Annotated in this window: 15 protein-coding genes; 14 read left to right on the forward strand and 1 reads right to left on the reverse strand. The window is 66.0% G+C overall.

Features of this window, described 5'->3' with window-relative positions; translation table 11 throughout:
* Positions 1-12 precede the first annotated feature (12 nt).
* Positions 13-807: an undecaprenyl-diphosphate phosphatase gene (locus VG566_RS13715; RefSeq protein ID WP_014645490.1), complete on the reverse strand. Its 795-nt coding sequence runs from the start codon at positions 805-807 to the stop codon at positions 13-15.
* A gap of 222 nt (positions 808-1,029) precedes the next feature.
* On the opposite strand from VG566_RS13715, the gene glnA reads away from it, so the two are divergent.
* The 14 genes from glnA to VG566_RS13785 all read left to right on the forward strand — a co-directional run bounded on the left by glnA (position 1,030) and on the right by VG566_RS13785 (position 15,610).
* Positions 1,030-2,439 carry a type I glutamate--ammonia ligase gene (glnA, locus tag VG566_RS13720; RefSeq protein ID WP_014645491.1) on the forward strand — a complete coding sequence of 470 codons (1,410 nt, stop codon included), beginning with the start codon at positions 1,030-1,032 and terminating at the stop codon, positions 2,437-2,439.
* Between the two features lie 321 nt (positions 2,440-2,760).
* Positions 2,761-3,099 carry a P-II family nitrogen regulator gene (locus VG566_RS13725; RefSeq protein ID WP_004134334.1) on the forward strand — a complete coding sequence of 113 codons (339 nt, stop codon included), beginning with the start codon at positions 2,761-2,763 and terminating at the stop codon, positions 3,097-3,099.
* A 22-nt stretch (positions 3,100-3,121) separates the two neighbouring features.
* Positions 3,122-4,552 (forward strand): ammonium transporter, encoded by a 1,431-nt coding sequence (gene amt / locus VG566_RS13730; protein WP_053495709.1) that lies wholly within the window; start codon positions 3,122-3,124, stop codon positions 4,550-4,552.
* A gap of 224 nt (positions 4,553-4,776) precedes the next feature.
* A complete protein-coding gene (locus VG566_RS13735) occupies positions 4,777-5,283 on the forward strand; it encodes a hypothetical protein (RefSeq protein WP_146257712.1) in 507 nt (168 codons plus the stop codon).
* A gap of 563 nt (positions 5,284-5,846) precedes the next feature.
* Positions 5,847-6,224: a VENN motif pre-toxin domain-containing protein gene (locus VG566_RS13740; protein ID WP_032959340.1), complete on the forward strand. Its 378-nt coding sequence runs from the start codon at positions 5,847-5,849 to the stop codon at positions 6,222-6,224.
* Positions 6,221-6,709: a hypothetical protein gene (locus VG566_RS13745; RefSeq protein WP_197561620.1), complete on the forward strand. Its 489-nt coding sequence runs from the start codon at positions 6,221-6,223 to the stop codon at positions 6,707-6,709. The genes VG566_RS13740 and VG566_RS13745 overlap by 4 nt, the downstream gene beginning before the upstream one ends.
* A gap of 407 nt (positions 6,710-7,116) precedes the next feature.
* Positions 7,117-7,863: an N-acetylmuramoyl-L-alanine amidase gene (locus VG566_RS13750; RefSeq protein WP_032959392.1), complete on the forward strand. Its 747-nt coding sequence runs from the start codon at positions 7,117-7,119 to the stop codon at positions 7,861-7,863.
* A gap of 67 nt (positions 7,864-7,930) precedes the next feature.
* The gene (locus tag VG566_RS13755) at positions 7,931-9,097 is read left to right on the forward strand and encodes a murein transglycosylase A (RefSeq protein WP_164109089.1); all 1,167 of its coding nucleotides are present in this window, start codon (positions 7,931-7,933) and stop codon (positions 9,095-9,097) included.
* A gap of 108 nt (positions 9,098-9,205) precedes the next feature.
* A complete protein-coding gene (locus VG566_RS13760; RefSeq protein WP_005411860.1) occupies positions 9,206-9,520 on the forward strand; it encodes a hypothetical protein in 315 nt (104 codons plus the stop codon).
* Between the two features lie 104 nt (positions 9,521-9,624).
* The gene (locus VG566_RS13765; protein WP_241884642.1) at positions 9,625-11,670 is read left to right on the forward strand and encodes a TonB-dependent receptor; all 2,046 of its coding nucleotides are present in this window, start codon (positions 9,625-9,627) and stop codon (positions 11,668-11,670) included.
* A gap of 115 nt (positions 11,671-11,785) precedes the next feature.
* Complete coding sequence (locus tag VG566_RS13770; RefSeq protein WP_032959394.1) at positions 11,786-12,847, forward strand: two-component system sensor histidine kinase NtrB; 1,062 nt, start codon at positions 11,786-11,788, stop codon at positions 12,845-12,847.
* Positions 12,840-14,288: a nitrogen regulation protein NR(I) gene (gene ntrC / locus VG566_RS13775; protein WP_197556764.1), complete on the forward strand. Its 1,449-nt coding sequence runs from the start codon at positions 12,840-12,842 to the stop codon at positions 14,286-14,288. The genes VG566_RS13770 and ntrC overlap by 8 nt, the downstream gene beginning before the upstream one ends.
* A gap of 93 nt (positions 14,289-14,381) precedes the next feature.
* Positions 14,382-14,951, forward strand: a complete 570-nt coding sequence (locus tag VG566_RS13780) for a superoxide dismutase family protein (protein WP_241884641.1) — start codon at positions 14,382-14,384, stop codon at positions 14,949-14,951.
* A gap of 32 nt (positions 14,952-14,983) precedes the next feature.
* Positions 14,984-15,610 carry a superoxide dismutase family protein gene (locus tag VG566_RS13785; RefSeq protein ID WP_049420293.1) on the forward strand — a complete coding sequence of 209 codons (627 nt, stop codon included), beginning with the start codon at positions 14,984-14,986 and terminating at the stop codon, positions 15,608-15,610.
* The last annotated feature ends 84 nt before the right edge of the window (positions 15,611-15,694 follow it).

Raw genomic sequence — 15,694 nt, forward strand, 5'->3', positions numbered from 1 at the left:
CCCCGGCGCTGTTCAGCTGCCGGAGGGCAACCACAGCAGCAGCGCCGCGCCCAGTGCGATGCGGTAGATCGCGAAGGCGGTGAACCTGTGCGACTTGATGTAGCCCATCAGCCACTTCACTACGACGAAGCCGGTGATGGCCGCGGCAAGGAAGGCCACGCCCACGTCGGCCCAGTCCTCGCTGCCCAGCTGCCCGGCCTTGGCCATTTCCAGGAAGGTGTAGGCGCTGGCGGCGAACATGGTGGGAATGCCGACCAGGAACACGAACTCGGCGGCGGCGGCGCGGCGGCTCAGGCCCAGCAGCATGGCCAGGAAGATCGCCGAGGCCGAGCGCGAGGTGCCGGGGAACACGCCGGCCACGACCTGTGCCAGGCCCACGCCGATCGCCACCGTCCAGGTCACCTGGTCGCGGTCGGGCAGGCGCGCGGTGTAGGCCTCCACCAGCAGCATCCAGACACCACCGATGATCAATGCCCAGGCCACCGGGCTGACCGTCTCCGGCAGCGACCAGCCGGCCTTGCGCACCACCAGGCCGACCACGGCGGTGACCAGGAAGGCGGCGCCCAGCTTGAACACGTACTCACGGTTCTCGCGCTGGTTGAAGCCGGTGGCCAGCTGCAGCAGGCGCTGGCGGAACACCAGCACCACGGCCACGATCGCGCCGGCCTGGATGACGATGTTGAAGAAGTCCGAGCGGGCACCCAGCCAGTGCTGGGCGATGAGCAGGTGGCCGGTGCTGGAGATCGGCAGGAATTCGGTCAAGCCTTCGAGGATGCCCAGCAGCAGGGCGGAGAGCAGGTCGGACATGGACGGTGCGTGACGCGCGGCGGAAGGAAGAAGGTCGAGAGGATAGACGATCCCTGCCGCACCAAACGGGTGCGTCTGGTGGCAGGTGCACCCGTTTGGTGCGCACCGTTCTGCACCGCCACGGAGCGCCCTTTTTGAAATCAATGACTTGCGGCCAGCGAAAAGTTGGCACGGTCGTTGCTGTACCTCAGCAGGCATTCATCCCCATCCGAGGTCGTACCGATGTCCGTGGAAAACGTTGAGAAGCTGATCAAGGACAACCAGATCGAGTTCGTCGATCTGCGTTTCGTGGATATGCGTGGCGTCGAGCAGCACGTCACCTTCCCGGTCAGCATTGTCGAACCGTCGCTGTTCGAAGAAGGCAAGATGTTCGACGGCAGCTCGATCGCCGGCTGGAAGGGCATCAACGAATCGGACATGGTCCTGCTGCCCGACACCACCAGCGCCTACGTCGACCCGTTCTACGCAGATCCGACCATCGTGATCAGCTGCGACATCCTCGATCCGGCCACCATGCAGCCGTACGGCCGCTGCCCGCGCGGCATCGCCAAGCGCGCCGAGGCCTACCTGAAGTCCTCCGGCATCGCCGAAACCGCGTTCTTCGGCCCGGAGCCGGAGTTCTTCATCTTCGACTCGGTCCGTTTCGCCAATGAAATGGGCAACACCTTCTTCAAGGTCGATTCCGAAGAAGCCGCCTGGAACAGCGGCGCCAAGTACGACGGCGCCAACAGCGGCTACCGCCCGGGCGTGAAGGGCGGCTACTTCCCCGTGCCGCCGACCGACACCCTGCACGACCTGCGCGCCGAGATGTGCAAGACCCTGGAACAGGTCGGCATCGAAGTGGAAGTGCAGCACCACGAAGTGGCCACCGCCGGCCAGTGCGAGATCGGCACCAAGTTCAGCACCCTGGTGCAGAAGGCCGATGAACTGCTGCGCATGAAGTACGTGATCAAGAACGTCGCGCACCGCAACGGCAAGACCGTTACCTTCATGCCCAAGCCGATCGTGGGCGACAACGGCAGCGGCATGCACGTGCACCAGTCGCTGTCCAAGGGCGGCACCAACCTGTTCTCCGGTGACGGCTACGGTGGCCTGAGCCAGCTGGCGCTGTGGTACATCGGCGGCATCTTCAAGCACGCCAAGGCCATCAATGCCTTCGCCAACTCGGGCACCAACAGCTACAAGCGCCTGGTGCCGGGCTTCGAGGCGCCGGTGATGCTGGCCTACTCGGCCCGCAACCGTTCGGCGTCGTGCCGCATTCCGTGGGTGTCCAACCCGAAGGCGCGCCGCATCGAAATGCGCTTCCCGGACCCGATCCAGTCCGGCTACCTGACCTTCACCGCACTGATGATGGCCGGCCTGGACGGCATCAAGAACCAGATCGACCCGGGTGCACCGAGCGACAAGGACCTGTACGACCTGCCGCCGGAGGAAGAGAAGCTGATCCCGCAGGTCTGCTCCTCGCTGGACCAGGCGCTGGAAGCGCTGGACAAGGACCGCGAGTTCCTGAAGGCCGGCGGCGTGATGAGCGATGACTTCATCGACGGCTACATCGCGCTGAAGATGCAGGAAGTGACCAAGTTCCGCGCGGCCACCCACCCGCTGGAATACCAGCTGTACTACGCCAGCTGACCGGATGCGATGGCGGTGGGTTCCCCCTCCCACCCGCCGCCATCGCTTCCGTTTTCGCGGCTGGGGAGCCGCGGTCAGATCGGGGTCGGATCCCGTTCGTTTACGAATGGGCGCTGATCCCTATCCAGGGGCAAGAGAGAGACCGGATACGCGACCAGGGCCGCCCTCCCTCCCGCGTCGGTCGTGCAAGGAGAGAGGCACGGCCGTCCCGGCCCTGTACGTGTCCGGTGCAACAGCCACGGTCATCATCCTGATGACCCGTGGTTGCCTGATGCCAACGCGCGCTGGCGCGCTGGCCCCATCCACCCTCGGGACATGCGCATGAAACTGATCTCCGCCATCATCCGACCGTTCAAGCTCGACGAGGTCCGCGAGGCCCTGTCCGATGCAGGCGTGTCGGGCATCACCGTGACCGAAGTGAAAGGTTTCGGTCGCCAGAAGGGCCACACCGAGCTGTATCGCGGCGCCGAGTACGTCGTCGATTTCCTGCCCAAGATCAAGATCGAAACGGTGGTCACCGACGAGCGTGCCGACGCGGTGATCGAAGCGATCCAGTCGTCGGCAGGCACCGGCAAGATCGGTGACGGCAAGATTTTCGTCACCGCCGTCGAACAGGTCATCCGCATCCGCACCGGCGAAATCGGTGCCGACGCGCTGTAACCCCCTTCCGGAGATTCCCCCCATGAAGATGCGCCTTCTCACCGGGTGGCAAGCCCGGTTCCATCTGGTGTGCCTGTTGATGCTGCTCAGCGCACTGGCCGCCGGTGCCTGGCCGGGCAGCGCCCATGCCCAGGCCCAGGTATCGCCGTTGCCGAGCGAAAGCGTGGCGGTCGAGCCGCTGCACGATGCGGCCGCCACCGCCGCGGCGCCGGCCGTGGCCGAAGCGGCCGCCGCCTATGATCGTGGCGACGTCGCCTGGATGCTCACCTCGACCCTGCTGGTGCTGTTGATGGTGGTACCGGGCCTGGCCCTGTTCTACGGCGGCCTGGTGCGTTCGAAGAATGTGCTGTCGGTGCTCAGCCAGATCCTGGTGGTGTTCTCGCTGGTGCTGCTGCTGTGGGTGGCCTATGGCTACAGCGCGGTGTTCAGCGCCGGCAATCCGTTCTTCGGCTCGTTCACCGAATTCGCCTTCCTCAAGGGCTTCACCCCGGAGTCGGTGGGCAACACGCCGATCAAGGGCCTGCCGGACTATCTGTTCGTCGCGTTCCAGTCGACCTTTGCCGGCATCACCACCGCGCTGATCGTCGGTGCCTTCGCCGAGCGCATCAAGTTCCGCGCGGTGCTGCTGTTCTCGGCGCTGTGGTTCACCCTCAGCTACATCCCGATGGCACATATCGTCTGGGGTGGCGGCTACCTGGGTGAGCTGGGTGCCATCGACTTCGCCGGCGGTACCGTGGTCCACATCAACGCGGGCGTCGCCGGCCTGGTCGGCGCGTGGTTCGTCGGCAAGCGCCTGGGCTATGGCCAGACCGCGCTGAAGCCACACAATGTGCCGTTTACCTACATCGGCGCGATGCTGCTGTGGGTGGGCTGGTTCGGCTTCAACGCTGGCTCGGCAGCAGCGGCCGACACCGTGGCCTCGCTGGCCTTCCTCAACACCGTGCTGGCCACCGCCGCCGCCGTGCTTGGCTGGACGCTGGTGGAAGCGATCGGCAAGGGCAAGCCGTCGGCACTGGGCGCTGCGTCGGGTGCGGTGGCCGGGCTGGTCGGCATCACCCCGGCCTGTGGCACCGTCGGGCCGCTTGGCGCGATCGTGATCGGCTTCGTCGCTGGCGTGGTCTGCGTGTGGGGCGTGACCGGCCTGAAGCGCCTGCTGAAGGTGGACGACACCGCCGACGTGTTCGGTGTGCATGGTGTCGGCGGCATCGTCGGCGCGATCCTCACCGGCGTGTTCAGTGCGCAGTCGCTGGGCGGCACAAAGGCCGATCTGGATATCGCCCATCAGGTCTGGGTGCAGGTGGTCAGCGTCGGCCTGACCGTGGTGTGGTCGGCGGTGGTGACCGCGGTCATCCTGCTGGTGGTCAAGGTCGTGGTCGGCCTGCGCGTGACCGAAGAAGCAGAGCGCACCGGCCTGGATGTGACTTCGCACGGCGAGTCCGCCTACGAGGCCTGACGTGGCGGCGCACTGACGTGGTGGGTGCCGACCGTTGGTCGGCACTTCTACAGCTCTGGTGGGTGCCGAGCTTGCTCGGCACAGCGGGTAGCCCATCCACGCATGGCGTGGCTCTACCGTTCCTGCTCCAATGGCTGTCTGCAGGTGGGCGTGTACACGCCTCCAACGACCTCGATGGACTACAGAACGGAGTAGGCGTGATCCAGGCGACTTCCGCAGCAGTGATGGAAGACATCGAATGGTATGTCTACCTGCTGACCCTGGACGACTACAGTCCGCATGCGCTGGTGCGTAGTGTGGCCGGCGCAGGAGATCGAGAACACTGGAGCTTCGCTGTGGAGCTCACCTGTCGCTGCCTTTCCTCCGGTCTGTGGCGACTCTCCTACGGCCTGCCTCCGGAGCTGGGGCTTTCCAGCATCGATCGTCGATCCGAGCACCAGCAGTCTGATCAACATCACGGTGCCTGGAGCACATGCATTGGATCCGGGCTTTGTGATCCGACAGGTGCTTCCGGATGGATTCGGTGGATTCTCAGTCTCAACCAGAGGCTGGGGTACGGGTTCGCGTCCAATGTTCAACTCGAATTGGTGGGCCAAGTGTGGAGTTCCAATACGCGCGATACTGGTGGCGAAGTTGGCAAGTTGCGGTGGCCTTGGAGTACTTTTCCCTCAAGGCAGAAATGCATGAGCTACCGGGGCTCTGATGGAAAGATGGTGGAGATCTGCCAGTGAGTGAGCGTGAGTTGGGGGCAAAGATTGTGTCTGTGATTGCCAGCTCCGTGCTTGGAGCGGCTCTATTCATAGGCATTCCGCTGAGTTCTCGGATAGGCAGCTTTTCGCAGGCTGCAATTTTCACATCGCTGGTTTGCGCCATAGCCGCTGTGTCGGGCCTCATCTTCGGTGTGCCCGGGGTTATGCTTGTGGACAAGTTTCTTCCGCGGTTCAAAGCTCGTTATGTTGTAGCTGCACCAATCTGTGCCTTGTTGGCGTGGCTCGCGTTCGAGGGTGCCTTCTCTCCTGGCGCTTGGATAAAGGTCTGGACCAGTCCTTCCTTTTGGTTTGGGTGGGCTCCCAGGCGCGCTGGCATCATGCTTTTCATCGGGTTGGCCGTGGGTGCCTTCTACATGTTGATCTGGCCGCGGATTGGACGAATGATGAAGGTCAACACGGCCTTGTGACTGAGGGCGATGGAATCGGGTGCCTGTGCGCAGCAAGGTGGCGGCGGCAAATAGCCAGGCATACAGCGGCGCGGGGAAGTAGGGGGCATCGATGAGTACAACCGTGCACTGAACGCAGTGACGACGGCGCTGGTGGGCGGTGTGGCGGGACAGGGCGCTGGCCAGGCCGCGTCCAATGCACTGGCGCCCTATGCCGCTCACTTCATCGGCAGCACGCTTGACCCGAACCACGGCAGCGACCCCAATGCGACTCTGCAACTGCTGTCGCATGCGGTGTTGGGTGCGCTGCTGGCGGAAGCCGATGGTGGCAGTGCGGGAACCGGAGCGGTGTCCGCGGCCGGCGGCGAGTTGGCCGCGAAGGTACTGACTAATACATTGACCGGCGGAGACCCCTCCAAGCTGAGCCCGGAGCAGAAAGAGATGGTGCTGGCGTTGTCGCAGGCAGTTGGCGCACTGGCGGGCGGGCTGTCGGAGCAAAAGAAGGTCACGAAATGAGTGCTAGTGATGTGAAAGATGCTGGAAGAATTTCCGTTCAGGCTGCATATGTATTGATGTGCGTGTTCCTTCAGAAGTATATGGAGAGGGGGGAGGGGCAGGACACTCTTGTTGATCTGTTATCTTCGGGAGGGTCATTTCTATGGGCGAATGGCTTGCCCAACGATCCGGCAATGTGGGATGACTGGTGTGATGCATTTGCAGAGGTTGTCACCGTGGGGAGTGCTCTTAATTCTGAATTTTGTAGCGCACAAATTAATTCGTCGGGCGAGTACTTGGCGTTGCTGGATGCGTTCTCGGTAATGATGGTATTCCTTGAGTCGATTTTTGACCGATCTGGTGAGGATCTTCCGCTGTTCGAAGTTGTTGTTCGCCTTATGTCGCCTCTAGGTGATTCCGGTTGTCTTGATGATTCCTCTGTCTGGGCTGGGTTCTGGGCGGTTGCTTGTTCAATGGAAGTTGGGGTTAAACGGCCGCCTCGATGAAGTTGCTCGGCTTGACGGTGTTGCCAGTCTGTATGTCACCGGTCGAAGCAGTGGTGACGCGCCAAGGTAGATTTCTTCGCAATGCGGGCGCGGAGGGATTGACCAGATCGGCCACTGGCGGGATCTGAGGGGCCGTTGATGAATCATTTTGTTCAAGTTGTTATGACGGTTGTTCCCTGGGTTCACGTGTCCACGGTGTTGGAATCGATTCGGCGGCATGGCTGGGTCCGTTTCGAGGATTGAAGGTAGGTGATGAGGAACTTGGGCGTTTGGCTATTCGAATTGGAGTTTGAGATTTGGGCATGAGGTGGGGGCGTTATTGAGTTTTTTGCATGACAGCTCCCCAGTTCTCCAGCGATCCGGACGAAGCGAAGAACCACGGCTGCAGTCATGGTTACAATCCGTCCATGATCAGCCCCCGCCTTCTGGCTTCCACACTGCTGGCCCTGGCCCTTTCGGCCTGCACCGCCACCGCGCCTGTGCAGCACAACCCGCTCGCCACCTGGGTCCCATCACCCAACCAGAACGCGCGCACCCCGGTCATCATCGTCATCCACCACACCGAGCAGAAATCGGTGCAGCAGAGCCTGCATACGTTGCGCACGGCCAACAGCGGTGGGCCGGTCAGTGCGCACTACCTGATCGGCGCCGATGGCCATCGTTACCAGCTGGTGGCTGATGAGCGCCGTGCCTGGCACGCCGGCGCCGGGCGCTGGGGCACCATCACCGATCTCAATTCGGCTTCGATCGGTATCGAGCTCGACAACGATGGCCGCAGCCCGTTCAGTGCGGCACAGATCGAATCGCTGATCGTGCTGCTGCGCGATCTCACCACGCGCCTGAACATCCCGCCGCGCCAGGTGATCGGCCATGCCGACCTGGCGCCGACGCGCAAGCAGGATCCGAGCCGCTTCTTCCCATGGCAGCAGTTGGCCGAGGCCGGCTTCGGCGTGTGGCCGCGCGCCGCCGACGGCGCGGCACCGGAAGGATTCGACGCGTGGAATGCGCTGGCCCGCTTCGGCTATCCGCTCGACAACCGCGACGCCACCGTCGCTGCGTTCCACCGCCGCTTCCGTGGCCGCGACGACCTGCCGAAGACGCTGGATGCCGAAGACGCGCGCATCCTGCACTCGCTGCTGCTGCAGACGCCGTGACCCCGCGCATGAACGCTCGGCCTCGCGCTGGGTTGCCGCCCAGCGGCCGGCCCGCCACCATGGCGGCATGATCGATTCCGCCACCTTCTTCAAGCGCAAGCACTGGACCCTGTTGGCAGCGGCGGTGCTCGCCGGTTGCGCCACCACGGCTCCGCGCACGGGTTCCGAAGCGCCCACGCCGACCTCGCCGCCGGCGGCCACCTACGCCAAGGTCGGCTGGAAAGCCCTGCCAGCGGTCTCGGACAGCGATCTGCAGGCCGGCTTCGTGGCTTGGCGCAGCAGCTGCGCCCGCCTGAAAAACGACGCTGTCTGGGCCAAGCCCTGCGCCACCGCCGCAGCGGTGTCAGACAAGGACCCGGCCGCGATCCGCCAGTTCCTGCAGCGCGACCTCGATGCCTATGCGCTGCGTGCCGGTGGCCATCAGGCCGACGGATTGATCACCGGCTACTACGAGCCGATCTACCCCGGCAGCCTGACCCGCACCGACAAGGCGACGGTGCCGGTGTACGGTACGCCGGATGATCTGGTGGTGGTGCAGCTGGACAGCCTCTACCCGGAACTGAAGGGCAAGCGCCTGCGTGGGCGCGTCGAAGGCAAGGTGCTCAAGCCCTATGACGACGCCGGTACCATCGCGGCCAAGGGCGCCAAGGCGCCGGTGCTGGCCTGGCTGACCGATCCGATGGACCTGCAGCTGCTGCAGATCCAGGGCTCCGGCCGCGTGCGCCTGGCCGATGGCAAGCAGGTACGGCTGGCCTATGCGGAACAGAACGGCCACCCCTACCGTGCCATCGGTCGTTGGCTGGTGGACCAGGGCCAGCTGAAGAAGGAAGACGTCACCATGGACGCGATCCGCGCCTGGGCCCGGGCCAATCCCGCGCGCGTGCCGGAACTGCTGCGCAGCAATCCCAGCTACGTGTTCTTCGTGCGCAATCCGGACAGCCCGGAAGGCCCCCGCGGTTCACTGAACGTGCCGCTCACCGCGGGCTACAGCGTGGCGGTGGACCGTACCGTGGTGCCGCTGGGCAGCCTGCTGTGGCTGTCGACCACGCGCCCCGATGGCACGCCCGTGGTACGCCCGGTGGCTGCGCAGGACACCGGCGGCGCCATCGCCGGCGAGGTGCGCGCCGACCTGTACTGGGGCAGTGGCGATGCCGCCGGCAAGCTGGCCGGCGACATGAAGCAGAAGGGCAACATCTGGATGCTGTGGCCGAAGGGCGTGCCCCTGCCGAACTGAACCAGCAGGGGGCGGATCCCTTTCCAAAGGAAAGGGCTCTGGCCCCGGATGCCTGATAATGGCGCCATTCCGAACTTTCCGGCCGCGCCTGCGGCCAGGACCCCTGCAATGACCTACGCAAAGCACAACGCAAAACCCGGCGCGAAATCCGCCGCAAAGAAGTACTACAAGCACTGGGCCGAATCGGGCCTGGGCAAGGGCAACGTGCTGATGGAAGCGCGCGGCGACAAGATCGTGCGGCAGGTGGAAATCTACGGCACCAAGATGGTCTGGGCCGACGAGCACGCCCACAGCGATGACCGTTTCCTGCTGGCCGACCAGCCGGTGTCGTTCCTGGATTTCGACGAGGACGACGAAATCTCCGCGCGTGAATTCGAAGCCGCCTGGAAGAAGGCACGGGAAGCCACCGGCTACCCGGTGTAATCCCCCCGGCTCCCGCCCTTGTAGCGCCGAGCCTTGCTCGACGCTGCAAAAAGCGGGCATGTGAAATGTTATATGATTACATTTCACCGTAACCGCCCCTTCCCATGAAGACTCCCACCCTTGTGGCCGCCCTGGCGGCCGCACCGTTCGCCCCTGAAGCTTTCGCACAGTCCGCCGATGCCGCGCTCACCCTCGGCAAGGTGCAGGTGCACCAGCACGGTGAAGGCCAGCTCAGTGCGCACCAGGTGCTGACTTCGGTGGACGTGCTGGGTGCAGACCAGATCGAAAACCGCAACGTTTCGCACAGCTGGGAACTGCTCGGGCAGATGCCCGGCATCCAGCTCACCGAAACCCGGCAGGGCGCCGAATCGGGCAAGATCAGCTTCCGCGCCTTCAACGGCGAGGGTTACCTCAATGCCATCAAGACGCTGATCGACGGCATCCCCAGCAACGTCAACAGCGGCAACCAGCGCTTCATCGACATGCTGTTCCCGCTGGACATCAGCTACATCGAAGTGGTGCGTGGTACCAACGATCCGCGCTATGGCCTGCACAACATCGGCGGCAACGTGAACTTCGGTACGCGCCAGGGCGGCAGCTACACCGATGCGCGCCTGGCCTACGGCAGCTACAACACCCGTGATGCGCAGCTGGCGATTGGCCGCGAAGCCAATGGCTTCGCGCAGAACTACTTTGTCGGCACCCAGGCCAGCGATGGTTATCGCGACCACGACACCTCCAGGAAGTACTCGCTGGGCGGCAAGTGGTTCTTCGGCACGCTGGACGAAGGGCTGCGCATGGGCCTGACCGCGCGCGCCTACCACCATGAGGCCGACGAACCGGGCTTCATGACCGCCGAGGAACTGCGCACGCACCGCCGTGGCAGCGAGCTGCGCAACGGCAACGACGGCGATGACCGCGACATGCGCCAGATCGCCGCGCACGTCGACCTGAAGCTGTCCGACGCACTCACCTTCGGCACGCGGCTCTACTACAACCGCTATGAAGACGACCGCCGCGTGACCTTCAGCGACCTGCCCACCGGCAACCTGCCGCGCCAGCGCCGCGTGTGGGATGAACGCCAGACTGGCCTGCTCAGCACGCTGACCTGGCAGGCCAGCTCCACGCTTACTGTCGAGGGCGGCCTGAACTACGAGCAGCAGGACAACGGCTATATCCGCGAGCGCTATGCCTACGCCGAACCGACCGATTACAGCCAGCCGCCGGCGCGCGTGCAGAACGACGACCGCCACAGCTTCGACAACTGGGGCGCCTACGTGCAGGCGATCTACCAGCCCGCCGAGGCGTGGAAGATCGTGCCGGCCTATCGTATCGATCGCTTCAGTGGCAGCACGCACCTGATGAACGGCATCACCGCCCGGCTGCAGGATTACGGCAGCATCGGCCAGCCCAAGCTGAGCATCATCCACAGCCTGGGCCAGACCACCCACGTCTACGCCAACTGGGGCCGCACCTTCCAGGTGCTGACCGGGTCCACCGCACCGGCCTACCTCACCCCGGGGCAGGCGCCGATGCAGCCGTCCACCAATACGGGCATGGAGCTGGGCCTGAAGTTCCAGCCGTTCCAGGGCGCCCAGGCGCGCCTGGCGGTGTGGCAGCAGGACGCGGAAAACGAGGTATCCAACATGCCTGCCACCGGCACCACGGTCACCCTGGGCAAGACCCGCCGGCGCGGCGTGGATGCGCAGTTGAGCCTGCAGCTGGGCGATGACTGGACGGTATGGGCGTCGCACGCCTACCAGGAAGCGAAGATCACCCGCGACGACCGCGATGCCGGCATTTCCCTGCACGGCCGCGAAGTGGCCGCCACCCCGCGCCACATCAGCAATCTGGGTGTGGACTACCGCGCCAGCGACGCGCTGCGCCTCGGCCTGCAGGCACGCGCGCAGGGCGACTACTACCTTGAGGAGCGCAACGTGGCCGGCAAGTTCGGTGGCTTCGCCGTGCTCGACCTCAGTGCTGCCTATCAGCTCACCCCGCGTTTCAGCGTGGACCTGCAACTGAAGAACGTCACCGGCCGCCAGTACGCCTACGCCTGGTACGACAGCTTCTTCTGGGACAGCGCCCGCCCGATGTTCTCGCCGGCGCCGGGCCGCAGCGTATTCGTCGGCCTCAACATGAAGCTGTAGCCGGCCACGCATCGGGTAGTGGTCGAGCTTGCTCGACCTGCAGCAGGGGTCAGATCCCTTTCCGCCAGGAAAGGGCTCTGACCCCGAACCCCGCGTTTTGCACTACATTGGTGCAATGTCCGACCCCGCACCCCCGCCGTCCCTTGATGCCCTGGGCACGCCGCTGGCCTGGGCCGGGGCCGATGGCTGCATTGCCGGCTGCAATCCGGCCTTCGCCCGCTGGCTGGGCGTCAGCGTCCGGCGCCTGCTGGGTCGGCCATTGGCCGCACTGGAAGTGCAGGGCGAGGCACTTGCCCATTTCCTGGCCCGCGATGAGCGCGACAGCCTGCGCCTGAACCGGCTGGCGCTGGCGGTGCCCGGCGAGGCGCCGCGCTTCGCCGAGGGCTGGATGAGCCGCCGCGACGATGGTGGCTGGCTGCTGGAGGCGCATCCAGTCGATGAATTCCCCGGGCTGGACCCAACCCAGGCGCTGCCCAGCGCGCTCAGCGCGGCGCTGAAGGGCCTGGCCCACGAGCTGCGCAACCCGCTGGCCGGGCTGAAGGGCGCGGCCCAGCTGCTGGCCCGCCGCGCGGCGCAGCGCGATGCCAGCGAACGTGAGCTGATCGAACTGATCGGCTCGGAGATCGAGCGCCTCAACGGCCTTCTCGACCAGCTGCTGTCGCCGGCCCCGGCTGCGCCGCATGCGGAACTGAACATCCATGCCGCGCTCGAGCGCGTGCTGCGCCTGGCCGAGAACGAGGCCGGCTGGGCGGTGCGCCTGCAGCGCGACTACGACCCCAGCATTCCCGAATTCCACGGCGACGCCGACCGCCTCACCCAGGCGGTGTGGAACCTGGTGCGCAACGCGATCCAGGCCGGCGCCGGCAGCATCACCCTGCGTACCCGCGTGGAGCATGGCGTGCGCATCGCCGAGCAGTTGCACACCTTGGCGCTGCGCCTGGAAATCGCCGACGACGGCCGTGGCGTGCCCGAGGAGCTGGCCGAACACCTGTTCCTGCCGCTGGTCAGTGGCCGTGCCGAAGGCACCGGGCTGGGCCTGGCACTGGCCCAGCAGGTCGCGCGCGAGCATCGCGGCACGCTCACCTACCGCTCGCGTCCGGGCCATACCGTGTTCACCCTGCTGTTGCCGATCGGCAACGGCGCCGCTCCTGCCGAGGAGGCCCCGCGCGATGTCTGAGTCCCCCACCACCGCACAGCGCATCTGGGTGGTCGACGACGATCGTGCGGTGCGCTTCGTGCTGTGCACCGCGCTGCGCGAGGCGGGGTACCAGGTCGTCGATTTCGACAGTGCCGCCCCGGCCCTGCAGGCCCTGAGCGAGGGCCCGCCGCCGGCGCTGCTGTTCACCGATGTGCGCATGCCCGGCGACGATGGCCTGGTGCTGCTGGACAAGCTCAAGGCCGCGTTGCCGCAGCTGCCGGTGGTGGTGATGTCGGCCTATACCGATGTCGCCAGCACCGCCGGTGCGTTCCGCGGCGGCGCGCATGAATTCCTGTCCAAGCCGTTCGACCTGGACGATGCCGTGGCGCTGGCGCAGCGGGTGCTGCCAGCGGTGGCGCCCGCGCTGGCCGCTCCCAGCCCCGCCGCCGAAACGCCCGGCGACCAGCCGCCGCAACTGGTGGGCGATACCCCGCCGATGCGCGCGCTGTTCCGCGCCATCGGTCGCCTGGCGCAGGCACCGCTGGCGGTGCTGATCACCGGCGAGACCGGCACCGGCAAGGAGCTGGTGGCCAATGCGCTGCATCGCGAATCGCCGCGTGCGCAGCGCCCGTTCGTCGCGCTCAATACCGCCGCGATCCCTGCCGAACTGCTGGAAAGCGAGCTGTTCGGCCACGAAGCTGGCGCCTTCACCGGTGCGCAGCGCCGTCATGTCGGCCGCTTCGAGCAGGCCAACGGCGGCACGCTGTTCCTGGATGAGATCGGCGACATGCCGTTGCCGCTGCAGACCCGCCTGCTGCGTGTGCTGGCGCAGGGTGAGTTCTTCCGCGTCGGTGGCCGCGAGCTGATCCGCGTCGATGTGCGCGTGGTGGCCGCCACCCACCAGGATCTGGAAGGCCTGGTCGCGCAGGGCAAGTTCCGCGCCGATCTGCTGCATCGCCTGGACGTGGTGCGCCTGCAGTTGCCGCCGCTGCGCGAGCGCCGCGAGGACATCGCGCAACTGGCCAGCACGTTCCTGGCCGCCGCCGCACGCAGGCTGGATACGCCGCCGAAGCGCCTCACCGCCGCGGCCCTGCAGGCGCTGCGCGAACACGACTGGCCGGGCAACGTGCGCGAACTGGAGAACGTGTGCTGGCGGATGGCCGCGCTGGCCGCCGCCGACACCATCGGCGTGGCCGATGTCGATACCGCGCTGAACCGCGCGCGCGGCCGCCGCAACAGCGCCAGCGCAGCCGATCCGGGCCAATGGGAAGCGCTGCTGGCCGAATGGGCGCGCCGTCAGCTGGCCGAAGGCGTAGAAGGGCTGCACGCGCAGGTGCGCGAGCGGGTCGACCATGCCCTGCTGGAGGCAGCGCTGCAGATCACCCACGGTCGCCGCGCCGAAGCCGCTGCCCGCCTCGGCCTCGGCCGCAATACCCTTACCCGCAAGCTGGGCGCCGGGCGCCGTCGCGGGGGCCATTGAACGGTCCCTGCACGCGATCCTCGCGCCCGCTTGCCGAACCGTTGATCGTTCATGGACGATGCAATGCTTAGTGTCATCTGCAAGGAGTCTTCGATGCGTCTGTCCTTTGCCATCCTGCCGTTGTCCGCCGCCGTGCTGCTGTCTGCCTGTGGCAGCGCGCCGAAGAAGGCCGAGCCCACCCCGCCGCCGCCCAACGTGGTCAGCGCAGCGAAGCAGGGTGAAGCCAATCTGTCGCCGGCCTCGGCCAGCATCGTCAGTGGCCGCATCGCACTGATGGTGGAGCCCGGCGGTATCCACATCACCGGCCTGATCGGTGGCCTGCAGCCGTTGCAGCAGGCCGGTTTCCACATCCACGAGCGTGGCGACTGCAGCGCGGTGGATGCCAGCAGCGCCGGCAACCACTTCAACCCCGGTGGCGCCGCGCATGGCCGCGCCGGCACCGGCAAGCACCACCTGGGCGACATGGACAACCTGCGTGCCGATGCCCAGGGCCGCGCCAACGTCGATATCCACCTCAAGGGCGTTACCCTTGGCGGAGGCGCCGCCACCGATATCGCCGGACGTGCACTGGTCGTGCATGCCAACGCCGACGACTATCGCAGCCAGCCCGCCGGCAATGCCGGCGTCCGCATCGCCTGTGGCGTGATCCGGGTCGTCCGCTGATCACTGCAGGCAACATCCAGGGAGAGATTCCAATGCGTCTGATCCACACTTCGCTGTTTGCGGCCATCGCCGCGCTGGGCCTGGCGGCCTGCGGCCAGCAGCCGGCCGCTCCGCAGACGGAAACCCCGCCGGCCGCCCCGGCCGAGGGCGCCACCACCGAACCGGCCGCAACGCCAGCCCCGGCGGCTGCACCGGCTGCCGATGCCTCGGCCACCGCCGAACTGGCACCGACCCAGGGCAACGAAACCAAGGGCAGCGTCACCTTCAAGGTGGTTGATGGCAAGGTCCACGTGACCGGCCAGATCACCGGCCTGAAGCCGGGCAGCGAGCACGGCTTCCACATCCACGAGAAGGGCGACTGCAGCGCCCCGGACGGCATGAGCGCCGGCGGCCACTTCAACCCGGGCAAGCAGGATCACGGCAACGTCGCCACCGATCCGCACCACGGCGGTGACATGCCCAACATCAAGGCCGACGACAAGGGCGTGGCCACCATCGACGGCCCGGTGTCGAGCAATGTCAACATCGGCAAAGGTGATGACTTCGACATCATCGGCCGCGGCCTGATCGTCCACGCCGATGCGGACGACTACAAGACCCAGCCGACCGGCAACGCCGGCGCACGCCTGGCGTGTGCGGTGATCCAGAAGGCCCCGTAAGAATCAAGGAACGCCGGCGCAAGCCGGCGTTCTTCATTATCGGTAGTGCCGGCCGCTGGCCGGCAATCGCACATCCGGACGGGG

This window comes from Stenotrophomonas sp. CASM114, from assembly GCF_049384325.1.
Lineage (GTDB): Bacteria > Pseudomonadota > Gammaproteobacteria > Xanthomonadales > Xanthomonadaceae > Stenotrophomonas > Stenotrophomonas muris.